Origin of the sequence: Bacillus sp. NPDC094106, assembly GCF_044764345.1 — a bacterium.
Classification (GTDB): domain Bacteria; phylum Bacillota; class Bacilli; order Bacillales; family Bacillaceae_G; genus Bacillus_A.
In genome coordinates, this window is record NZ_JBIWHY010000015.1 from 32,822 (window position 1) to 55,990 (window position 23,169).

The 23,169-nt window shown below is 35.7% G+C and carries 23 protein-coding genes, 1 pseudogene and 1 riboswitch; of the genes and pseudogenes, 8 read left to right on the forward strand and 16 right to left on the reverse strand.

Translation table 11 applies throughout. From position 1 onward, the window contains the following. Window positions 1-13: 13 nt before the first annotated feature. From ACIQ7L_RS20220 to ACIQ7L_RS20235, 4 genes and pseudogenes are all read right to left on the reverse strand, one after another. Window positions 14-1,384 carry an MDR family MFS transporter gene (locus ACIQ7L_RS20220; RefSeq protein WP_400571212.1) on the reverse strand — a complete coding sequence of 457 codons (1,371 nt, stop codon included), beginning with the start codon at window positions 1,382-1,384 and terminating at the stop codon, window positions 14-16. Between the two features lie 17 nt (window positions 1,385-1,401). Continuing rightward, window positions 1,402-1,854, reverse strand: a complete 453-nt coding sequence (locus tag ACIQ7L_RS20225; protein ID WP_400571213.1) for a MarR family winged helix-turn-helix transcriptional regulator — start codon at window positions 1,852-1,854, stop codon at window positions 1,402-1,404. A gap of 318 nt (window positions 1,855-2,172) precedes the next feature. Beyond that, window positions 2,173-2,562: pseudogene (locus ACIQ7L_RS20230) on the reverse strand (SWIM zinc finger family protein). Window positions 2,563-2,840: 278 nt separating this feature from the next. Continuing rightward, on the reverse strand, window positions 2,841-3,101 hold the full coding sequence (locus tag ACIQ7L_RS20235; protein ID WP_141523109.1) for a hypothetical protein: 261 nt from the start codon (window positions 3,099-3,101) through the stop codon (window positions 2,841-2,843). A gap of 103 nt (window positions 3,102-3,204) precedes the next feature. Then, window positions 3,205-3,303: riboswitch (SAM riboswitch) on the reverse strand. A 132-nt stretch (window positions 3,304-3,435) separates the two neighbouring features. Between ACIQ7L_RS20235 and ACIQ7L_RS20240 the strand changes: the two genes are divergently transcribed. After that, the gene (locus ACIQ7L_RS20240; RefSeq protein WP_400571214.1) at window positions 3,436-3,627 is read left to right on the forward strand and encodes a hypothetical protein; all 192 of its coding nucleotides are present in this window, start codon (window positions 3,436-3,438) and stop codon (window positions 3,625-3,627) included. Window positions 3,628-3,661: 34 nt separating this feature from the next. Here ACIQ7L_RS20240 and ACIQ7L_RS20245 read toward each other — a convergent pair whose 3' ends face one another. The 7 genes from ACIQ7L_RS20245 to rraA all read right to left on the reverse strand — a co-directional run bounded on the left by ACIQ7L_RS20245 (window position 3,662) and on the right by rraA (window position 11,374). Continuing rightward, window positions 3,662-4,384 carry a YwiC-like family protein gene (locus tag ACIQ7L_RS20245; RefSeq protein WP_400571215.1) on the reverse strand — a complete coding sequence of 241 codons (723 nt, stop codon included), beginning with the start codon at window positions 4,382-4,384 and terminating at the stop codon, window positions 3,662-3,664. Between the two features lie 189 nt (window positions 4,385-4,573). Further along, on the reverse strand, window positions 4,574-5,296 hold the full coding sequence (locus ACIQ7L_RS20250; RefSeq protein ID WP_400571216.1) for an ECF transporter S component: 723 nt from the start codon (window positions 5,294-5,296) through the stop codon (window positions 4,574-4,576). After that, window positions 5,269-6,930, reverse strand: a complete 1,662-nt coding sequence (locus ACIQ7L_RS20255; RefSeq protein WP_400571217.1) for an ABC transporter ATP-binding protein — start codon at window positions 6,928-6,930, stop codon at window positions 5,269-5,271. Before ACIQ7L_RS20255 ends, ACIQ7L_RS20250 begins: the two co-directional genes overlap by 28 nt. After that, complete coding sequence (locus tag ACIQ7L_RS20260; RefSeq protein ID WP_400571218.1) at window positions 6,903-7,781, reverse strand: energy-coupling factor transporter transmembrane component T; 879 nt, start codon at window positions 7,779-7,781, stop codon at window positions 6,903-6,905. The genes ACIQ7L_RS20255 and ACIQ7L_RS20260 overlap by 28 nt, the downstream gene beginning before the upstream one ends. Window positions 7,782-7,804: 23 nt before the next feature. After that, window positions 7,805-8,593 carry a DUF4430 domain-containing protein gene (locus ACIQ7L_RS20265; protein WP_400571219.1) on the reverse strand — a complete coding sequence of 263 codons (789 nt, stop codon included), beginning with the start codon at window positions 8,591-8,593 and terminating at the stop codon, window positions 7,805-7,807. 55 nt (window positions 8,594-8,648) lie between these two features. Then, window positions 8,649-10,343 (reverse strand): DUF4430 domain-containing protein, encoded by a 1,695-nt coding sequence (locus tag ACIQ7L_RS20270; RefSeq protein ID WP_400571220.1) that lies wholly within the window; start codon window positions 10,341-10,343, stop codon window positions 8,649-8,651. Window positions 10,344-10,888: 545 nt separating this feature from the next. After that, window positions 10,889-11,374, reverse strand: a complete 486-nt coding sequence (gene rraA, locus ACIQ7L_RS20275) for a ribonuclease E activity regulator RraA (protein WP_400571221.1) — start codon at window positions 11,372-11,374, stop codon at window positions 10,889-10,891. A gap of 122 nt (window positions 11,375-11,496) precedes the next feature. Here rraA and ybaK point away from each other — a divergent pair, with 122 nt between their 5' ends. The 3 genes from ybaK (at window position 11,497) to ACIQ7L_RS20290 (ending at window position 13,818) form a co-directional block, all read left to right on the forward strand. Beyond that, window positions 11,497-11,970, forward strand: a complete 474-nt coding sequence (gene ybaK, locus ACIQ7L_RS20280; RefSeq protein ID WP_400571222.1) for a Cys-tRNA(Pro) deacylase — start codon at window positions 11,497-11,499, stop codon at window positions 11,968-11,970. A gap of 286 nt (window positions 11,971-12,256) precedes the next feature. Beyond that, window positions 12,257-13,549, forward strand: coding sequence for a histidine--tRNA ligase (locus ACIQ7L_RS20285; protein WP_400571223.1), 1,293 nt, complete (start codon window positions 12,257-12,259; stop codon window positions 13,547-13,549). A 104-nt stretch (window positions 13,550-13,653) separates the two neighbouring features. Continuing rightward, a complete protein-coding gene (locus tag ACIQ7L_RS20290) occupies window positions 13,654-13,818 on the forward strand; it encodes a hypothetical protein (protein WP_400571224.1) in 165 nt (54 codons plus the stop codon). A gap of 36 nt (window positions 13,819-13,854) precedes the next feature. Here ACIQ7L_RS20290 and ACIQ7L_RS20295 read toward each other — a convergent pair whose 3' ends face one another. The 4 genes from ACIQ7L_RS20295 to ACIQ7L_RS20310 all read right to left on the reverse strand — a co-directional run bounded on the left by ACIQ7L_RS20295 (window position 13,855) and on the right by ACIQ7L_RS20310 (window position 19,769). Next, window positions 13,855-14,148 carry a DUF2653 family protein gene (locus ACIQ7L_RS20295; RefSeq protein ID WP_400571225.1) on the reverse strand — a complete coding sequence of 98 codons (294 nt, stop codon included), beginning with the start codon at window positions 14,146-14,148 and terminating at the stop codon, window positions 13,855-13,857. Window positions 14,149-14,163: 15 nt separating this feature from the next. Continuing rightward, a complete protein-coding gene (locus ACIQ7L_RS20300) occupies window positions 14,164-14,619 on the reverse strand; it encodes a hypothetical protein (protein WP_400571226.1) in 456 nt (151 codons plus the stop codon). Window positions 14,620-15,059: 440 nt separating this feature from the next. Next, a complete protein-coding gene (locus ACIQ7L_RS20305; RefSeq protein WP_400571227.1) occupies window positions 15,060-15,746 on the reverse strand; it encodes a 4'-phosphopantetheinyl transferase family protein in 687 nt (228 codons plus the stop codon). A gap of 6 nt (window positions 15,747-15,752) precedes the next feature. Continuing rightward, window positions 15,753-19,769 (reverse strand): Pls/PosA family non-ribosomal peptide synthetase, encoded by a 4,017-nt coding sequence (locus tag ACIQ7L_RS20310; RefSeq protein ID WP_400571228.1) that lies wholly within the window; start codon window positions 19,767-19,769, stop codon window positions 15,753-15,755. Between the two features lie 620 nt (window positions 19,770-20,389). Here ACIQ7L_RS20310 and ACIQ7L_RS20315 point away from each other — a divergent pair. From ACIQ7L_RS20315 to ACIQ7L_RS28180, 4 genes are all read left to right on the forward strand, one after another. Continuing rightward, on the forward strand, window positions 20,390-20,731 hold the full coding sequence (locus ACIQ7L_RS20315) for a PadR family transcriptional regulator (RefSeq protein WP_242221317.1): 342 nt from the start codon (window positions 20,390-20,392) through the stop codon (window positions 20,729-20,731). Continuing rightward, window positions 20,724-21,206, forward strand: a complete 483-nt coding sequence (locus ACIQ7L_RS20320) for a hypothetical protein (protein WP_400571229.1) — start codon at window positions 20,724-20,726, stop codon at window positions 21,204-21,206. The genes ACIQ7L_RS20315 and ACIQ7L_RS20320 overlap by 8 nt, the downstream gene beginning before the upstream one ends. Further along, window positions 21,203-21,730 (forward strand): permease, encoded by a 528-nt coding sequence (locus ACIQ7L_RS20325; protein WP_400571230.1) that lies wholly within the window; start codon window positions 21,203-21,205, stop codon window positions 21,728-21,730. The genes ACIQ7L_RS20320 and ACIQ7L_RS20325 overlap by 4 nt, the downstream gene beginning before the upstream one ends. A 282-nt stretch (window positions 21,731-22,012) precedes the next feature. Further along, window positions 22,013-22,120: a hypothetical protein gene (locus tag ACIQ7L_RS28180; RefSeq protein WP_483861811.1), complete on the forward strand. Its 108-nt coding sequence runs from the start codon at window positions 22,013-22,015 to the stop codon at window positions 22,118-22,120. Between the two features lie 319 nt (window positions 22,121-22,439). On the opposite strand, the gene ACIQ7L_RS20330 is transcribed toward ACIQ7L_RS28180, so the two are convergent. After that, window positions 22,440-22,859 carry a VOC family protein gene (locus ACIQ7L_RS20330; protein WP_400571231.1) on the reverse strand — a complete coding sequence of 140 codons (420 nt, stop codon included), beginning with the start codon at window positions 22,857-22,859 and terminating at the stop codon, window positions 22,440-22,442. Window positions 22,860-23,169: the final 310 nt, after the last annotated feature.

Here is a 23,169-nt window from a genome sequence, read left to right on the forward strand (position 1 = left end):
TCTAATTTGATATTTAAGCCAAGCTCTCCTCTTTCTTTTTCTTGCTTAACAAACTAGCAATACAAACTGCCAGAACTGCTAAACTAAATAATACCCAAAATACATGATGTAAGCTATTTTCTAACATTCTTCCGCTTAGTTCATCACTTAACCATAAACTAGAAACTGAAATACCTATTGTTTGACCTAATGTTCGCATTAAATTGTTCGATCCGATAGCAGCGCCTCTCATACTCCAATCCACAGAAGACTGAACTGCAACCGTAAATGACGTGAGCGCTAAACCAAATCCAAATCCAATGATTGCGATAACAATCATGATGGTTGCAATCATCATATTTTCATGAAAAAAAGTCATTCCAAAACATCCTGCTACAACAAAGAAAATTCCAATCATTGTTAGTTTGCGAACGGAATGTTTCGTTAACCATTTTCCACATAAAATTGAAGCAAGTGGCCATGTGATTGACATTGGTAGCATCGCAAATCCAGAATATGTTGCATTTAAATGTTTTACACCTTGTACCCATAACGGTATATAATATGTGACGGTCACCAATATAAATCCAAGAAGAAATCCTGCAAAGTTCGATACTGTAATATACCGTTTAGAAAACAGTTCAAGTGGAATCATCGGTTCTTTACTTTTCATTTCAATTCGAATAAATAATAACATTCCAATTACCGTTATGCCAAAGAATAGCAACGTATAACTTGTTAATTCTTTTTGCTCTTTTAACAAAGTTAAACCATATAAGAAAGAAGACATACTCAATGCAAAGGTGAGAATACCAGCATAATCAATTGTACGTTTTTTCGCTTCCACTTTTTCATGAAATGATGTCCAAAGCAGAATAAGAGCGATTATGCCAAAAGGAAGATTTAAATAAAAAATCCAGTGCCATGAAACTGTATCGACAATCATACCGCCAGCAAGCGGCCCAACAATACCTGCTATTCCCCACACGCTGCTAATCCATCCCTGTATTTTTGCTCGTTGTTCAAACGTATACATATCACCAATAATTGTATAAGGAATTGTTGTTAAAGCTCCTGCTCCTAATCCTTGAACCATTCGAAATAACACAAGTTGTCCCATCGTTTGTGAAAGGCCAGAAAGCATGGAGCCAACTAAAAAAATGATTGCGCCTATTGTAAACATACTCTTTCTTCCATATAAATCTGCCATTTTTCCAAAAACAGGTGTACTAATAACCGTTGCTAGTAAATAAACAGATATAACCCATGTAAATAATTGACTCCCGCCTAAATCATTCACAATTTTGGGCATTGCTGTACTCACAATTGTCCCTTCAATTGCAGTTAAAAATGTTGCAATTAATAATGCAAGAAGTACTGGTTTCCTTTTGGTTTCACCATTCATTTTTCTCTCCCCTTCTCCTATCTTTTCTCTTCTATTTCTTCCAAATGCTCAACTAATCGATATAGGTAAGAAGAAAACTGATTTATTTCTTCTTCATTAAAGATTGAAAATGATTCACAGTTACTTTTCAAACGCAATGGTTTTATTTTTTCCATTGTTTCTCTCCCCTTTTGTGTTAAAGAAGCAAGAGTAGATCGTTTATCATTAGGGTCATTATATGTCTCTATAAACCCTCCTAGCTCTAATCGTTCTACAATCCCCGTTATCGATTGTTTTGTCACCAATGTATTTTTTCTTAATTCTTTTAATGGTAACGTCCCTGCTTTATAAATATTTCCAAGTACAACCCATTGTTGTACCCTACTCAAACCAACTTCCCCAGCGATTTGCCCACCAATTCGACTAAGTAAATTGTTAGAGCGCATGATATTCAATGCTAGTTCAACAAGGATCTCATCTTTATTTTCCATTTTCGTCCACCTCCATGTTTTACTTTAATACTATTTCGGAAATTAGTCAATTAATTGACTAATTGTTTACTTTATTTTCTATTTCACCTTTAAGCATTACATCTAATAAAAAAAGAGTGTCACAAAGACAACTCCCTTTCAATACATATAATCGCTTTTCCCCATTCCCAAATGGAAACATATAGTAACTACTTTCAAGTAACCGAATGATTCGTTTCTGAAGCCCTTTTTATACATGTTCTAAAATGGATGCATTGAAACTAGATAAATTAGGATGTGCGTATACAATTCATACATTCATCTTTAAACAACATCATTCTAAAATTTACCTTTTCGCAACATCTTCTCTACAACCTGTACATTTTTAGAACTCCTTAATAATCTCTGCATGATTATTAACAATTCTTCTTTTTCTAACGTTTTCAACTTCTCTCTAACCATACTTTCCCCAGCACCTTGTATTTCGTATACAACCGCTGCCATATGCTTGCAGTAATTCTCATAAGGGCATTCACAAGTACTTTTCATAAAATCTACAAGATCAACGATTACTTCTTAGTTTCCATAATTCCCTGTTACAAACGCAAATACTTTACCATCATGTATTTCTACATCCTCTACATGTCCCTCTTCATAATATTCACATCCCCTATCTATAATGTGCTTAGGAATCCATTTTTTCAGTTCAGTTAATAAAAAAGCGTACATAACAATTCACTTCCTTAAATTCCCTTTTGACTTTCTTTCACATCACATGGTATTCTATTACATGTCAAGTGGCAAGCCTATTTGACAAAACAACTGACACCTACTCGGCGAAGGTGTCTCTTTTCGTTTCTAGCCGAATGAAATGCCTCTTTCAGGGCATATTCAACTTTTGACACTACACACTCAACACCATTCCCTTGTATCAGGCTGCTTTGGCAGTCTTTTACTCTACATACATTTTAAATTTTCAAATAAATGATAACATAAAAAAAGAGAGACTAGCTCCCTCTTCTCGCCTTATAATATACCCCTTTTTCAGCATAAGAGTATTCATCATCAGCTAAAGTAATTTTCCCATCCAGTTTCAGTTCGTCTAATAGCCTTGATAAATAAAATTGGTGTAACATTTTTTTCGTGAATTTTCCTTCATGATGCGAAACGATATGCTCTTGAATATCTAATAGTGATATGGGTTTATCTTGTTCTATCATATATTCATACACTGCATTACGCAGCTTTACGTATTTTTCAAGTGTCACAGTACAATTGCAACCCCTTTCTTCTTATTCTGTTGTTTTCGGAATCGGTTTTTTTGCAATAAAAAAACCTCTTCGATAAGAAGAAGTTATGTACGATATCTTCGTCTTATCTCCCAGAACAAATATGTTCTGCTGGAATTAGCACCTGCATCGCGGTTGCTGGGTTTCATCGGGCCAGTCCCTCCACCTCTCTGGATAAGAAAATATTCACTTTATATCTTACTATAGCTACTTCTGTTGTCATTGTCAAACCATACAAATTAACGACAATGGAGTTATATTTTCTCCTCTAATGCTCATACTAAAATTGTATGTACAAAAGGAGGAATTTATAATGGATAAAAATGCCCGCGGATATGTTCAAGATTCGTTCCATTCACTACAAGAAGCGAAACATTGTTTAGAAAATGCCTTACAAACAGTTGAAAAAAGTAATAATCGGAAGCAAATCGAACAATCTCTCCAAGCTGTGGAACAAGCATTACAAGAATGTGATCATACTGTTCATATTTTAGAACAAAAATAAACACTGCCCATCTCTTTACTAGATGGGCAGTACCTCAAATGGCATACTGTAACAGTATTGCCGTCACAATTAAGAAATATACTGAATTAACGATTTCTAAAATCCCTACTTTTAAAATAGATATTTTTTTACCATATAATACAATGGCGCGAGCTAAGCTTGGAATAAAAACAAGGGAAAGCCATGGATTTACTACAAACAACACAATGGTCAATACAATGTGATATCCCCATGATACAAAGCGATAAATAGGATTATTCTTTTCTCGTATCATCGTCTTCACATAGAATGTACTTCCTAAGAAATAAAGAAAAGAAACGACTGCAATCCACAATGCTGTTCCATCAATTGTCTTCATCGAAAAATAATAACTGACTAAACCGCCAATGCAGAAAACAAGTATTGCACAAATATCATTGACTAACGCTCGTTCCTTTTTTTGACGGGCGAAATACATATTTACGATAAAGAGAGGGACCATCATACCTACAAATAAAAGAATTTTCCATTCATATAGTAAAGATACGATTCCAAAAATACATGCAATAAGAAAATAAATGATTGCTGAATGTAGAAACTCTTTTTTCCGCATCTGCTTTATATACATTAAAAATGGATACGTTGCTAAGTAGATAAACAGCCAAGCAAGAAAGAGTGGGATATGATACAAAGTAGGTTTACCTAGTAATGCACTGAGTAAAAATGGAATCAGCAGCATCCCCCATGCACCGTGCTGTTTTGGAACAACTAGCCTCATGAATATTACATCTCCTCTTTGAAAACCTTTTTCATTTGCTATTATACAAAAATCTCATATAAAAATTAGAATATATTAAAACAATTTCTTGACACTTTTTTGCTATTTCATAAAAAAAGGCTTCTTACCAATGGTAAGAAGCCTGAAAGAGGCAAACGAATATGTAAGTCGCGACCCTACTGTATATAATTATGCTTTGTTTCTTTCAGATATTCGTTCTCTATTATCATCTAAAATGCCATATTTCTTTTTAAATCTCGTAAGAATGGTAATCCATGAAGAACTAAATAAAGTAAGAAAGATGACATTTGAAATCGCATGGCTTAAATCAAAATAAAAGCTTGCAGCATAATACGAAAGGAATGCTTTCCATGTTACGTCTTGTATAAACCCAAGAAGTCCCCATAAGTTCATAATCCACCCAAAGATAAAGCCAACTATAAAACCGTAAATGATTCTTCCCCACAACTTTTTCATAATACATGTGTTTCGAAGTAAACCAGCCATAAACCCTATCATTCCCCAAGCAAACATTTGCCACGGTGTCCAAGGTCCTTGCCCTAAAAAGATATTGGATACAATCGCTGCTGTTGCCCCAATCATAAATCCTGTTTCACTTCCAAACACAATCGCAGAGACAATAATGACAAAAGAAGTTGGTTGTACACTTGGCATAATGGAGAATGGGACACGACTAACTGCTGCTATCGCTGCTAAAATAGCCACTATAACAATTTCACGTGAAACAAAAGCTTTCTTCTCAAACCGTATATAAAAAGGTAACATGATCATAACTAATAAAAGTAAACTGCACCAAATATAATGTCCATCTATTACAAGAGAAGTAAAAAGGAGTGTACTTATTACAATAATAAAAATACATATTATAAAAGCAAAGTATCGTTTGGACACGCTTCGTACACATCCTCCCATGTTAATGCATAAGGTAATTGTTTGCGAATGAAACGATTAATAGATGTTGTATAAAAGAAATTATCACTAAAGAATTCCTTCGGCGCATCATTCATAATGATCTTTCCATCAAATAACATCATACAACGATCTACATATTTTGCTGCAAATTCAATGTCATGAGTTGCCATTACAATGGTTGTCCCTTCTTTTTGCAACTCTTGAAACAATTGACCTAATCTTTCTTTTTTCCCTGGATCTAATCCTTTTGTTGGTTCGTCTAATAACAATAAACTTGGTTTCGATAATAAAACCGTACATAGTGCGAGTAGCTGTTGCTCTCCCCCGCTGCAATCATGCGGATGACGATCACGAATAGAATATAGCCAAAATCGCTGCAACATATCTTTTGTCACTTGATTTGCTTTTTCACCATATAACTCATTCGCTCGTTCAAAAACTTCTTCCCACACTGTATCACATGTAAAATGATAGTACGGATGTTGTGATACGTATCCGATTCTTTTAAATCGTTCCTTTGAATTAATTTTATGAATCTCCGTTCCGTTCCACCGTACTTTTCCTCTTCTCGCTTTTTGTAAGCCCGCTAAAATCGCTAAAAGTGTTGATTTTCCAGTACCATTTTTCCCAACAAGCGCAGTCCACTTCCCTTGTTCAATTGATAATGTTAAATCTCGTAAAATAAAAGGACTATTTTTTTCATATTGAAATGATATATGTTTTGCTTGTAAAATCACTTCTTTTTTTTCTGTTTGCGATATAACTGGCGCTTCATGTTCGATACATACTTCGGAATGAATTTGTGTTTGCGCGCCCCTTACCGTAAAGGGTATTTGCTCTACATTCCATTCTAAAAACAACCTTGGAATTTGAGGTATAAATGGTCGAAATTCTTCTAATTCCCACATTTTCGATATAACATGTTGCGGGATTCCATCATAAATAATTTCTCCAGCATTCATAAACACAACTCGCGTTGCAAGTGGAATGACCTCATCTAAACGATGTTCACTCATGATAATGGTAATCCCAAGTTCTTCATTAATTCGTTTTAGCAGCCCTAAAAAATCCTTGGCAGCAATCGGATCAAGCTGTGCTGTTGGTTCATCAAGCAATAGTAGCTTTGGTTGTAAAACCAAGACTGCCGCTAAATTAACCAGTTGTTTTTGTCCGCCAGATAAGGTATGAACAGACTGATGGAGTAAATCTTGAAAACCTAAAAAACTAATGAGTTCAGCGATTCTTTTTTGAATAACATGTGATGCCAGTCCAACATTTTCTAAAGAAAACGCTAGCTCTTGGATCACTGTATCCATAACGAGTTGATTTTCTGGATTTTGAAACACCATTCCGACTTCTTGCGCTGACAATAAATCTGATATCTCTTGCAGAGAAACTCCATCATAATACACATTACCGGCACGTTCCCCAATCGGGAGTAACTCTTTTTTTAAATGTTTCAAAAGTGTTGTCTTACCACATCCTGATCGGCCTGCTAGTACAATAAACTCACCTTGTGAAACAGATAAAGAAATATGAGTTAAAGCTTGTACACTTTCATCATTATATGTAAATGATAGATTCTTTATTTCTGCATGCGCCACCATATCCATTCCCTCCCCTCCATTATAATTGGTAAACTAATAAACATTATAAATAGAACGAATAGTATTCCATCATACTGCTGAAATACAATCGATTCTACTCTTGGATAGATTGATAACTTACCAGCCCCGCAAAAATTGAATGTAAGACAGCTTAGTAATACAATCACTAAATACGTAATTACGTACCAATCTTGTCTTCCCATTCGATAGCGAATATACATGCTGCGCTTTGTCACACCAAACCCACGTGCTTGCATAGAATCTGCCGTTTGTAATGCATCCTCCAAGGAACAAACAAGGAGTACTTGTAAAAGTTTCATTCCACTTTTAATTCTCTCTATTATTGGACCGGAATCTAATTGAACACCTTTCGTTTTTTGAACGAGAGTAATTTGTCTTAAACGCCGAATAAATAACGGAACAAAACGCACAGTAATCATTGTTAACAGCGCAACTTTTGGTGAAATCCTTGAAAATAAATACAAAAATTTATGACTCGAAATAATATCATTGTAGGAAGTAAAAGTAAACATAATAGCAAGTAACGATAGTCCCATTACTAACCCATACATACATGCTTCTAATGTAATTCGGTTATCACCTAAACGAAATAATGTGGTTGCTCCTCTATGCGTCAGTAATGGATTTAACACAATAATCATTACAAAGAAAACAAACATGCTTGGTAACATTTTTTTGATTTTCTCGCTATTTCCTTGCATGATGTTTAACAACACCATCATCATAATCGCACCAACTAAAAAAAGAGGATGAAGACACAGCATACATAGTATCATCACCCCAATATAATAGAAGAAATTCACAAAAGGATGTAAAGAAGAAAAGATAATTTTCATAACCCTTTACCAAAGATCCTTTCCTAATTTAGCACATATACCCATTCGATTTTATCTCCCGGCTTCACTGTTACCGCACCAGCACTGCGATTTGGGAAAGTACCATTTACACGGTATTTCCATCCGCTAGTTGATCCTTTATCAAATTCATATAAATCGTTAATTCCTTTTACATATTTACTGTTTCCTGATCCAGTTGAATCAATCTCCAGCCCTGTATTTTTTAACACTTCAAAAACCGTAGCTCCCTCTTGAATATCGACTTTTTTTGCATCTAATAGATATCCCTGATCTCCACGCACAGAAATAGTAACTTGCTTGGTTTGTGGCGTTGGAATTGGTGTAGGCTCAGGTTTAGGAACTACTAGCTGTGGTACTGATTGTTCCTGTTTTGGCGTTTCTTTCGGCTGATTGACTACTTTCGTATCTTCTTTTACTGCTGGTTGTTCCGATTGCTTTTGTTCAGCCTTTTTTTCTTTTACTTTTGGTTGTTCTAATTGTTTTGGCTCAGAGGCTGGTTCTTGCTCTTTTTTCTCTTCTTGTTTTACCTCAGCTTTTTCTTGAGGTTTTTGCTCTTGATTATCTTTTAGTTGTTCTTCTGTTTGTTTTTGTTCTTCCGGTTGTTTTTGTTCCTCTGTTTTTTTCGACTCTTCTTGTTTATTCTCATCTTTCTGTTCTTTTTGTTTTGCTGCCTCTTTTTGCTCCGTTTGTTTAGAAGCCGATTTTTGTTCTGGTTTCACTTCACTTTGGTTACATCCTACAAGCAATCCAAGTGAAAGGACAAATGAAATGAACCATTTCATCATATTCATACTGTTCTCACCTTTCCTAATAAAATTAGGAGCAAATCATTGCTCCTAATTTTTGTTAAGCTGCTTTTCGTCTCCATAAAGCATATGCGGAAGCGATGCATAATACACCCATTCCGACTGGCACAGCAACATCACCAGCTGATGATCCTGTTTTTGGTAATTGACGATTTTTTGCAGTTTTTTCGTTATTTACTGTTTTTTCTTTTACAACAACATCCGATACCTCGCCTTTTGTTTGTTGTTGTGGTTCTTCTGTAACTTTTTCTTTTTCTACTGCTGGTATCTCTTGTTCTACAACTGGTTTCTTATCAATTTCAGTTCCGATTGTATCATTTGACCAATCATATATAGATCCATTACCATGTACAAACTCTTTATATTGAAGTAATGCTAAAAGGGCTTGTTCAGTAGCCATACTATTACCCTCTGTATCATTTGGCAACCATTTAAATTCACCATTTTCCAGCTGGTATGATAGTAGATTTTGAACCGCGTTTACATTATTTTTCGTAAACGCATCACCAGTTGGGTCACTTCCTATCATCGATAACCCCATAACTGCTTGTGCAGCGCTATTAGAATTCTCTTGACCGTCAGCTTCAAATCCACCATTGTTTAATTGTTTACTTGATAAATATTGTACCGCTTTTTCAACAGCTTGTTTAACTTCTGGTTGTTTCTGATAAGGTGTTAATGCTGATAAAACCATTCCTGTTACATCAACACTACTAGCATCTTCCTTACCGCTTTCAACATTGTAAGTCCAGCCACCATCTGTATGCTGTGCATCTAAAATCTCTTTTACTAAAGCTGCACGATTCCATTTTACTTCAGCTGGCACCTCATATTTCTTTGTATCAAGCGCAATTAAAGCAAATGTATAGCCCGTAACAGAATTTAGTTTTTCAGATTGATACAATTTTTGGATTAAATTCTGTCCGGCTACATTTCTTGGATTCCCATTTACTGCTGTCACAGCTAAAACCGTTCTCGCTAAATCCGTAGGAGTCAAACGGTTCATCTGTTTTTCTACCTTTTGTGTTAATGACTGCAGATAACCAACCTTCATTTCTATTGGTACATTTTGTCCTGAACGAGCAAGCGCAATTGCTGTCCAGTCGCTATCGATTCCATCATTCATCATCTTTTGTGATGTTTTAGCGATCGCTTGATCTAATTGTTTCACGAGCAATTCATTTGTGATTGGTTCTTTCGGCTGAGTCGTATCTGGCTTTTGTTCATCTGGATTTTGCTCACCTGGATTTTGCTCGTCCGGCTTTTGTTCATCTTGGTTACTCTTACAAGTTCCAATTCTATCAAGCGCTTGTTGTAATGTTTCTTGACTCATGTTGTTCCAATCTGCAACAAAACGAAATGCTACAATATCTCCAGAATCTAATTTATAACTATCTGCCCCTACCATTGCTGCTTTATCATTTACATCGTATGTCCAACCACTTGTGTCGCCGCCCATTAAACCGTCAATACCTTTTACATACATACCGTATTTTGTATTTTCAGCTATTACTTTATCCCCCATGGCTTTTTGTAACAAACTATAGGCTGTTTCTCCGTCTTCAATTGACACTTCTTTCGGACACAAAATAACTCCTTTTTGCGATTCCCCAATAATCGCAAGTGTTGCTGTTTTTCCTTCAGCAAACGTAATATGTACTGTATTTGCGAATGAAACAAATACTAATGCAACTGCCATTACCGACGTAAGCAGCCATTTTTTCATCATTGCCATCCTCAGTTATTCCTCCCTTTGCTTAAAAAAGGCCCTTCAAGAGCATGTAATAGCACCCTACCATGGGTGCATTTCCTATTCATAGGTGACTGTTTTATTTGTATAGGAAAGATTATGTAGCTTATGAATGTATTATTGTGATAACATTCACTTTTAACGGCGAACCCATTTCATTTTCACCAATTTCCTTATTAAAGTTATCGTATAAACGACATACCTATACATTCATCAGACAATAAATTTCTGTATTATTTTACTATTGACATAGAATTTTGTCTATGCTTTATTGGATTTATTTTCTAAGAATACTAGATAATTATATTGGGTAATAAAGCTTCTATATAAATCCATTTTTATTTTTCGACATCTAAATCCCTGCTATGCAGAACAAAAAGTAACTTACACTCATTTGCTCTTTCTATTTTTACTTCGTATGTAGCAGAAAAAGGCCCTGACCGTTTCTATGCATGGTCAGATGCTCTCTCCCACCTAAAAGGAAGGATTTTATGTCGTTTTTTAATTGATGTATATATACTATACGCCCACTACAGGTTATCGTGAATACGTTTTTCACATACAATAACACCATCTTCATCCGCATACACATATTGATTAGGAATCCACTCAATTGCTCCAAATTGTAAAGGGATTTCCGCCTCTCCTTTTCCCTCTTTTCTACTTCTCTTTGGCATTGTTCCTAATGCAAATATACCAATATTAATGTTTCGCAGTTCCTTAGAATCACGAACACATCCATATATAATAACCCCTGCTACATTTCGTTCTTCTGCAATGTTTGCCAAATTATCTCCAAGTAACGCACAATTCGTAGAGCCTTCTCCATCAACTACTAATACTGTTCCTTCTGGTAACGATTGCAACGCTTCTTTCACTAATACATTATCATCTTTCACTTTAACTGTTGCAATCTTCCCATAAAATTGCTCCTTCTTGCCGTATGACTGAAACGCTTGTTGACATACTTGTACCTCATTTTCAAAAACATCACAAAGATCTGCTGTTTTCCACATCTTTCTCCCTCTCTTCTTCTACGTTATATGTTACATATTCTTGTATTTTTGCATTTCCCCTGTCTTATGTTATAAAATTTTGTATACTAAATTAAGAAGAAATATATAAGGAAGTGTACTATATGAGTAGCAAAACAAACGCTTGTCGTCTACTTGATAAGCATAAAACGAAGTACTCCGTCCATGAATATGAATGGGATGAAGAAAATTTAAATGCTAAGCATGTCGCAGAGCAAGTTGATTTGCAATTAGAACAGGTTTTTAAAACACTGGTCCTTCGAGGAGATAAGACAGGTGTTATTATGGCGTGTGTTCCTGCCCATAAAGAATTGAATTTAAAAGCATTAGCATCCGCAAGTCATAATAAAAAAGTTGAAATGGTTCACATGAAAGAAATATTAGGGCTTACAGGTTACATTCGCGGCGGTGTCTCACCACTAGGCGCGAAAAAGAACTATCCATTATATATTGATGAATCAGCAGCTAATCTTAATCCAATCAGTATTAGTGCTGGTAAAAGAGGATTACAAATTTTTATATCTGGCAAAGATTTAATTGAAGTAACAAAAGCTACTACTGCTACAATTACATTATAAATATGATCCCTTAACACAATATGACATGTTAAGGGATTCTTTTTTGAAAAATATTGATATTCAAAAAAACATTTGTTATAATTTTTAAAAAACTTAAGGAGAGATTGCATATGTTTTATTTTAATACTTCTTTCCAACTTCATCATCATACATAACGCCGTGTATCCGAAGAATTTTTTCTTCGTGGGTACAGGGCTTTTCCTGTTGACCCACGAAGCATCTATAAAGCTATGTGGGTATTTTTATACCTGCATAGCTTTTTTAAATTTAAAAAGGAGTGATTCAAATGGATATAAGAAATGTAAAAGGAACGAAAGATTATTTACCGTCAGAACAAATGTTGCGAAATACAATTAAACGAGCTTGTGAAGAGACTTTTGAGCGCTATGGCTGTAAACCACTTGAAACGCCTACACTAAATATGTATGAACTTATGGCTTACAAATATGGCGGTGGTTCCGAGATTTTAAAAGAAATGTATACACTACGTGACCAAGGAAACCGTGAACTCGCACTTCGTTATGATTTAACGATTCCCTTTGCAAAAGTTGTAGCAATGAATCCGGACATTCGCCTTCCCTTTAAACGCTATGAAATTGGCAAGGTATTCCGTGACGGTCCAATTAAACAAGGTAGGTTCCGCGAGTTTATCCAATGTGACGTTGATATAGTTGGGGTAGAATCTGTTATCGCTGAAGCTGAATTAATGGGCATGGCTTTTGATCTTTTTCAAACTTTAAACTTAGATGTTACGATTCAATATAATAATCGTAAGTTATTAACAGGTATTCTTAAATCAATTGAAATTCCAGATGAATTAACAAATGATGTCATTTTATCATTAGATAAAATTGAAAAGATTGGAATTGACGGTATACGAAAAGACTTACAAAGTCGCGGAATCGTAAAAGAAATGATAGAGATTATTTGTAATACGATTAAGTCTTGCCTGACATTAGACTTGAATGAATTTAAAGAAACGTTCTCAAATTCACTTGTTACAGAGGGTATCAATGAACTTCAGCAATTACAACAATATTTACTCGCACTTGGCATCAAAAACAATACTAGTTTCAATCCATTCTTAGCGCGAGGTCTTACAATGTATACGGGTACAATTTATGAAATTTTCTTAACAGATGGCAGTATATCTTCAAGTATTGGCAGTGGTGGACGTTATGATAATATAATTGGAGCCTTTCGTAATGATAATACACCTTACCCAACAGTAGGTATTTCCTTTGGTCTAGATGTTATTTATACTGCGCTTGCGCAAAAAGAAACAGACTCTAATTCTGCTGATATTTTCATTATTCCAATTGGAACGGAAACGAAGTGTTTACAAATCGCCCAGCAATTACGTTCGAATCATACACTTAAAATTGAACTTGAACTTGCTGGCCGCAAGCTGAAACGAGCTCTTAATTACGCAAATAAAGAAAAGATTCCTTACGTGCTTATTATTGGTGAAACCGAAATCTCTACGGAAACCATTGTTTTACGTAATATGAAAGAAGGTGTAGAGAAAAAGATTCCTCTCTCCTGTATCGAAAACGGGACTCTAAGAGATTATTTATAATCAAAACTACCCTTTCACTTCCATAAAGTCCTTGGAGTTAGTATAGTCATATGAACACAACTTAGTTAAGTCCTTACAATGCGTTTCAAGGAGGAAGTGTCCGTATGACAAACAAGAAATTTAATGAAGCGTTTAAAAAAATGGTTGTTGAATTATATCGTTCGGGACAACCTGCAAAACAATTCATTACAAGTGTAAATCAAGCTGCTTTATATCGGAAATTAAAAAAACCGAATAAAAATCAAAAAACCGATTCTTTAAATACATAAGAATCGGTTTTCTTCTATTTTAAATTGTTTTCTTCTTTACGCTACCTCTATATCCGCTGCAAATCCTGTTTGCTCATGAAATTGTAAGTCAATGCGCAAACTCTCCGGAATAAAATTGTGATATTCACGTAGGTAAAATGCAATTGCATCAATTAATTCCTGCTCACCAAGCTCTACAGTTCGATACGGCAAACGAGCACTGGCGCCAAATCCTTTATTCGGATGAAACTGCAAATCAACATCAATTTGCTCCGGACGGTACGCGTAGATAGAGGCTGCATGTACACAAACCGCATCAACTACATCTTGTTCAGTAAAGTAAATCTTCATCGTTCTCTCTCCTTCTTAACGTCTTGCGAAAATACGTCGCAGAACCCAAACAATTCCTAAAAGAATGACAATATCTATTAACAAACCACTAGAAAAAAAGCTTCCGCCTACTCCACCAACTCCATGATTTCCAAATGGATGTAGCATACTACCTAGTAAAGCTCCTGCCCCAAATGATGCTGCGTGGCCCCAAAAGCTAGATTTCTTAGGAGCTGGCTGTGGCTGCGGTGCATGATCGACAGAAGCTGGCTTCTTTGCTTGTACATTTGATGATGAAGATTTATAGCCAGAATGATATGTTCCATCCGAAGAACGGGATGAAGTCGATCCTTTCGTACTGAATCCTCCGCTACTAGAATGGGATGAAACTGACGATTTACCGCCACTATAGGTTTTTGCCTGTGCAAATGTTGGTAAGGCAAACAGAGTGAAAGCTAACATTAGTGTGAAAATTTTCTTACTCATATTCATCTGAATCCCTCTTTCATAAAAAATGAAATGTAGCACTAGTATAATTAACTTTTCTATTTCTTGCACGTATTTTGTACAAGAGATAGCTACAGTTGAAAATCCTTGCTAACACTATGTTTTTTAAGATAAAACAATCAAAATCAGAACAGTTCTTCTGCATTTTCCACTATGATTGTAATAAACCATCAATGAAGTTTTCCGACCGCTAGATTGAGATGAAAAACTCTTCATTAATATCTATATAAATCTGGTTCATCACCAAAGGAAGGGAGTGACATATAAATCGCTGCTATGCAGACAAAACATGACCTGCACTCGCTTTCTCCCTTTGTTTTAACCTTTGCACGTGGCAGGAAAAGACCATGGCCGCTTCTATGCATGGCAAGATGCTCTCGTCCATCTAAAAAGAAAGGTTTTATGTCGTTTTTTTAATTTTGTATTTATATAGAACGATAAAGTCTTTCTTCTATTAAATATTTCATAGTCATAGATTGAATGTTCTTAGAAAAATCCTTTCCTCTTGTACATACTGAGAGAATATACTCTTGGTGGAAGGGAATTTGTTTTATAAACCAAATTCCCTTCAAGTGTTCATCGTATACTCTCCCCTCTGAAAGGGAAACTGTAAAAGAAGACAAGTTTTTAGATACGCCTGTTCCAATCGCTTTTATATAACTTTCCTTTCCAGTCCAAATGTGATAAAAAGTCTCTACTTGTTTGTCTTCCGGTATTTTCTCCCACCATTTTTGTTCTTGCGGCGAAAATAAATGCTTTATTGCTTGAAAATCCACTGCCCGCACACATTCTATATCTATTCCAACAGGCTGCGTATCCACTGCGCATACAACCCATTCGCCTGCATGAGATAAACTAAATTGAAATGAAGGCAGTTTATGAATATAGGGCTTTCCATATAAAGTACGGCCCCACTCAAGTCTATTTTTCATACCATATTTTTTATATACAATATGCTGCACTAGTGCGTCACATACTATTTCTCTCATGATATCTTCGTACGTTTTTCGAAGCGAAATTCTTGCACGTCTTTCTTCACTTATATAGGGAAGAAGGCGTTCCCAATTGATGAACGTCTCTTTCTCCATATGCACTGCATATATTTCTAGCATATGAAATCACCCAACTTCCTTACTTTGTTTCTCTGTGGCATAACAATAGTTAGCAGGTGCTCCTTCCCAATGTGTATAAGCAGGTAAAGTTTCTCCTTTCATGATAAGCGAAAGGTTTCCAAGTGATGATCCCGGATTCATAACCGTATCATATAAAACAACTGAGCCATTTCCGATTGAACAGCTATTACCAACAACAAGATTTGACATTTTCATAACACGATCCTCAAATAAATGCGTCTGCAGCGTACTGTTCAAGTTAATGGCAGCACCATCTCCAATATGCACTAAATCAAACTCTGATATGTGTGTAGAATCCAAGAATACTCTTTCTCCCATTTTCACGCCAAACCAGCTCAGAATATACCGCGCAAACGGTGTCCCTAAAAATAAATTTAACAAGTAAGGAACAGTCACATTTTCATATAAAGCTGTCACTAGTTCACTACGCCATACAAATGTGCTCCATAGCGGCTTTGCTGTCTGCTCGTAACGACCAATGAGGAGTCTTTTAATAAGAACAACTAATCCTGATGCTAGTAAACCTGCTCCTATCGTTAACAATGGAAACAATGCAATGATCTCGAAGGCAGAAAAATAGCGAGTTTCCTCCCAGAGGCTAAACACTAAAAAGCCACTAATCCAAATAGCAAAAGCACCAGGAAGCGTAACGCGACAAAATTCAATCATAAGTCGTTTTATATAAAGATTTCTTGTTGGATGATATGTTTCCTCTTCCGAAAAATTAGTATTAATGTCTCGGTTTGGTAAAAACATAGATGGTGAACCTAACCATGATGTACCATCCGAAATCTCTTTTTCTTCAGGAGGAACAGACATAACTCCAATTAAACAACCATTTCCGATTGTTTTTCCTCCTTCAATATGAGCGCTATTCCCAATAAACGTACGGCTTCCAATCTTTGTTTTCGCAATATAAATTTGATTGTGAAATACTTTTGGCGTACCAATAGAAACAGCATCAGCAATAAAGCTGCCTTCACCCGCGATTAGTAAATCTGGGGCAATATTCGTAACTGTAGAAACTTCAACCATTTTCCCCATTTTCGCACCGAGTAGACGTAAAAATGGTGCTGCATAAATGGTCGCATACAGTGAATTATTGAATGCTAAGCTCATCATGAGTAGCTTATCTACAAACCATTTTCGTACATAAAATGTACTATGCAACGAATATTGTCCTTCTTTTACTCGGCCTAGTATAACCCGTTTTAGCAAGACGATTACAAAACATAACGTAACTACACCAATAAGTGAAAATATAGGTGCTAAAAGCAACTCCCAAGCTCCCATATATGGAAATAAACCTCGTATTAGAAAAATAGCTGGTAAAAAACTCAAACTTGGAACTAACATAAGCATAATGATTCCAACTATATACAATACGCCAAGTCCAAAACGATGCAATCTGTTTTGTTTTGCTGAAAAAGCTGCCATTGCCTCTACATGATCATCTTTTACATTTGTTTGTCTTGCAGGAGAGCCGCTCCAACACTCATTAGATGGTATAACCGTATGAGAAGGAAGCATCGATTGCTCTCCTAATTGCGAGTGATCTTGGACAGTTGTATTAGGTGAAATAACAGCATTTGCTCCGATATAACAGTTGTTTCCTACTGAAATTTTACCGATTTTCAGCGTATTCCCTTCAACTGTGTAACCAAGCAGCTGTGCGTCTAATCCAATACTGCTTTCATTTCCGATTTCAATTAAGTCAAACGAATGCAAGTGCTGCGTGCCAATGTAACAATCTTTTCCGATTTTTGCTCCCATCAGACGATAATACCAATTTAAAAACGGTGTCCCTGTTAAGAAGTTAACCGGTGCAAGTGCTTGAATTCGGCGCACAAGCCACCAACGAAAGTAATAACTTCCCCAAAGTGGATACTCCCCCTCTTTAAAGCGACCAATTAAGAGCCACTTTGCCGCAATGGAAATAATAATCATAGCCGGACAATAAATAGCAAACATAGAAACTACAGCTAAGAAAATTTGCTCATCTCCCCACGGACTATTAGATAAATGTAAATATACAAACACAAACGGCAACGATGCTAAAAGTGTAAGAGCGTATATACTAATTCCCTGCATAAACCCATTTTTCTTATATACACCGTCTGATACAGGCGGTACTTCTTTACGAACTGGTTGCTTTATTTCAGGTCTAGATTGTGATTGTATAAAATCAGCAAGCTGCTCAATTGTTGGATGTGCATACACATCTGAAACAGCCATACCTGTCATCGTACGATGTTCCCGAAGTTTTGAGACAACGAGTGCAGCGAATAAGGAATGCCCGCCTAAATCATCAAAGAAATGTTCCGTAACAGAAATATTATCTTGCTGAAAAACGTCTTGCCATGCCTTGGCGATTATTTCTTCCGTTTCGTTTTTAGGCGCTGTATATTCTTTCTGAAAACGCTGCTGCCCTGTTGGTGCCGGTAAACTCTTACGATTAACCTTTCCGCTTATAAGAGTCGGAAGCTCATCAAGCACTTCAATATAAGAAGGTACCATATATGCCGGGAGACGTTCTTTTAGACGGTTGTGTATAACCGACATATGTGGCGTTTCTCCTTCATCCAATACAAGATAAGCAACTAATACTTGTAGCCCAGGTGCTTGTTCATGTACATTCACAACAGCACCCCGCACATGAGGAACAGCCATGATAACCGCTTCGATTTCGCTAAGCTCAACGCGATATCCACGAATTTTCACCTGACTATCAATTCTTCCTAAAAATTCAATATCTCCTTGCTTGTTAAAACGAACTAAGTCTCCTGTCCGGTATAAACGAGTTGAATCAAAAGGCGTTTTACAAAATGGATTATCAACGAACTTTTCTTTTGTTAAATCTTCTCGGTTCACATAACCACGAGCTAATCCGGCACCTCCAATATATAATTCACCAGATTCTCCAATAGGAACGGAATGCATCTGTTCATCTAAAATATAAACAGTATAGTTCGGAAGAGGCTTTCCAATTGTCACTGGTTTGTTCGGATCACATTCTGCATAAGTAGCAATTACGGTTGCCTCTGTTGGACCGTACGTATTCATCATGCGCCTTCCAGGGCGACACCAGCGCTGTACAACATGACTTAGACACTCTTCTCCTCCAACAATTAACAAACGAAGTGTTGGAATATCTTCTTCCCACATCGTAAGCAATGTTGGTACACAAGAAAGAACTGTTACACCAAGCTCTGTCAACCTCTTCGGTAGCTCCATTCCACTTTGCTGTAACTTACGTGTACCAACTACAAGCGCTGCACCGTTTGAAAATGCCATCCAAATTTCCTCAACAGATGCATCAAATGCAGTCGTAAATCCTTGGTACACTCGATCTTCCGGCACAACTTGATAAAAAGTTTGTGAAGCTCTCACAACATGAGCTGCAGTATGATGCTCAATTAACACACCTTTTGGACGTCCTGTCGTACCTGAAGTGTAAATAATATAAGACAAATCATCACACTGTACTTGCACTTCTTCTTTACATAAGCGTTCACCATCTTGATCTGCAATCAACATAGCTTCTTGATCCAATAGAACAGTTAAGCATTCTACATCATACCGAGCAGCAATTTCCGCAGTCATAATAACTGCAGCAATACCGCAGTCTTGTACAATATATTGCACCCGGTCTTCTGGATAACTCGGATCTAGCGGTACATACGCAGCTCCCGCTTTCATAATACCCAGCATCGCAATATAAGTTTCTATAGAGCGATCGAGAAGAATCGCTACGCGGCTGCCGCGTTTAATTCCTTTCAGCCGTAAATATCTCGCTAATTTATTCGATTCTACTTCTAGCTCTCTATACGTTATCTTCTCATCGTCACAAATAACAGCAATCCGATTTTCATAACGATCTACAGTTTCTTCAAATAAGTGATGTAAACATTCCTCTTTAAGGAGTTCTGGTTTTCTTTGACCGTAATTCCATTCGAAAGGAGGAAAATGCGTATGTGTAGATGCTTCTAGTATGGACTTCATACAATTCAATCCTTTCCCCACAGTAACATGTATTGGATAACAAATTATTTTTCCACTGTACGCTATATAAATTTCGTTCTAGTATTATTACGCAGAAAATACAAAAAACAAGAGCAAACAGCTTTAGCCTGAAATATAGCACACACATATGTAAATCATGTGTCCAAACTGTGTACAATGTACATACCAAAATATGTATACTATAAAGAAATAATACTTTAAGGGGTATCGCCCCGCATCCATCAACTTAAGAAATTAATTGTTCCCCAAAACGAAAAAAATGAACTAAATTCCCATGGACACCTATGAAAAGATGAAATTTTCGTTATGGGGTCACTTTAAAATATTAGCTTGATGGGCATGCGGCAAGCCCCCTAGAAGACATCGCATTCATTTCTGTTGACTTTATCAATTCTTCGGTAATATTTGCAATTGAATTCATGTTATCACAAAGATAAAAAAACATGTTGTATATTTTAGAATTGACATGAGATTATATTAATTTTATACTGTCAGTAACATATTACTGTTAATGACAGTAATATGTTACTGACAGTAATAACTTTAATGTTATGTTAACGAAAAAATTTTCACATTTAAATTAGGAGGTTGTATATTTTATGAAACATACAGGGAGACATACAGGTGCATTTCTTTTGCTGTTTTTAACAGAGGGAGATTGCTATGGAGGGAAACTTCTGCAGAAATGTGAAGAAGAGCTTCCCATCAATCCAATTGATAGTGCCATCATATATCGCACACTAAAAAAATTAGAGAAAGAAGGTGCTGTTGAGTCTTATTTGGATACAACTGATCAAGATAAGCCGATAAAGATGTACAAAATTACTACAGTTGGAAAAAGAAAATTAGAAGATTTTCAAATAGATATTGAAGAAAAAATTAAGAATTTATCATTTTTCTTAAACAAATATAAAGAATGGAAGGAGTCTGATCATGATTAATGGTGTTATCCTTTACGCTATCGCTATTATTCTTATCAGTATTTCTTTTATAAAGGATCGAAATAAAACAAAAGATGCTCTATTAAAGTCATGGAAAATGTTTCGTAATATTATACCTGACATGTTATCAATTATGCTTTTCGTTGGACTATCACTATCTATATTAACGCCATCACTCATTTCTTCAATCATTGGAGAAAAATCTGGATTGATAGGTATTGTTTATTCGACAATAATTGGCTCTGTTGCACTACTTCCAAGCTTTGTTGTATTTCCTCTTGGACATACATTAGTCCAAAATGGTGCTGGTCTTCCTCAAGTAGCTGCATTAATGTCTACATTAATGTCAGTAGGAATCACAACTTTACCTATGGAACGAAAAATATTTGGACGAAGTTTTGCTTATTCTCGCAATGCATCTGCAGTGGTAATGTCTCTCATATTTTCATATATTATTTGGGTGGTGATGGTATGAATGAATTAAGAAAGTATCGGTTCTTTTTCATTTTATTATCTGGTCTCATTATCCTAACTCTTATAAACCAAACGGTGGGATGGAAGGCATTTCAATTAACAGGAAAAAGCATTTTAGATATGCTGCTTCTACTCCCTCCTGTCTTAGTATTCGTAGGTTTGCTTGACAAATGGGTGGAGAAAGAAACGCTAATTAGATATATGGGGAAAAAATCTGGCATTTATGGCACCTTATTTTCCCTATTATTAGGAGGAATTGCAGCTGGCCCCCTTTACGTCGCTTTTCCAATTGCCACACTTTTATTAAAAAAAGGAGCAAGCATACGGTACATTGTATTTTTTTTAGGGGTTTGGACAACTGCAAAATTACCGGTTATTGTGTATGAATTTGCTTCATTTGGAGTTGAATTTACACTCATTCACATTTGTTTTGGTTTATTATTTTTCTATTTAATGGGTGTTATTTTTGAAAAATTTTATGACCATCGACAATTGTTACAGTATGATATAACGAAAGAAGTTTAGATTTAGATCAATCAGTCTTTAAGCTCCTCAATCCCAGATTTTTTTGTAACTGTAGATTTTAAATAGCATTTGATCAAAAATCCTTATAAACCAGCATAGATGAACAAAATAAATAAAATCTTATTATATGGTTAAATTAATGATTTGTTATTCATCTTTACCCTACTATAAATAAGTCATGTAAACTTACAATTCATAATTCTGCAGAAAGGAAATATATCTTCTTGAATACAAATAAACAAAGTGATGCAAAAACGGTAATTAGAATATCTATCTATAGGAATGTGTTTGGGGACAACTTTTGGGCTACTTATTAATAATCTTGCTCTTGGTATAATGATTGGTGTTGCTATTGGATTTGGAGTTTCTAAAATAAAACGAAAGAAATAACTTCATTTATGCTAAACAACAGCAGTAGAATAACTCCTTACCTTTGAAATGGTAAGGGGTTATTCTTATAAAATTTAGTTACCATAATCTTTGTTATCGGTAATCAAAAAGGGCAATTCTTATATACGAATAGGTAAAAATTTTTCTATTATTAGATTCTAATTTATTTACCAAATAGGGGATCAGCCCCATCACCATCAAGCTAAGATTTTTAATTACCCCCATAACAAAAATTTTATGCATCGTTGACTACTGATAACGGGAATTATGGTAATAAGCCCCTTCCCAAGTCTGGGAAGGGGCTTATATCTTGAAACAATTACTCAAGACGAGTGTCATTGAGTTTTGAAACTTTTTGACCATCTCTATAATCGAGACAAGAAACTTCAATTAATAAATCATTAAATACTGTGAAATAGAAACCATAACTACTACCTCTCATTGTATAAGGTTCCTTGTCTATTTCAATACCCCCAGCTACTAAACGATCATATGCTTGATCAACTTCACGTGAAGTTTCCACCAAAAAACCAATATGAAAAGCTTCAGGATATCTAACGTCCTTTTCCCCCTTAAATGCTTTTGGATCACTTAACACGAGAATAAATCCATTCTTATCACTCATCACTACAAGAGCTTTTCCTTTTTGTTCCAAATATTGAAAATCAAAAAATGTTTCAAAGAAATGTCTAGCTTCTGATAAATCATCAACACATAGATTCAAATGATTCAACCTCATTCACTCATCCCCTTTTAAACAATGATTATACAGAAATAAATATACTGATATAAGTTGCTTGTTGTTTATAGTTAGGTCAACCAGACTATATATATGCCACATAACATCATAATTATTCTATTCTTACCTTTTGATCTTTATTAGAAGGGGTCCCGCTACATCGCTATTGCCAATTTTTTAGAAAACCCCCACGCTAAGCAAAAAATACGAAAAACGTCCATCAGACTCGGCTGTGACTTTGCTAGCACTAGTTTTTTCTTTTTTGTGAAACCCTGTCTCCAGGTCTTATAGGAAGTGATTCTGTATTAAA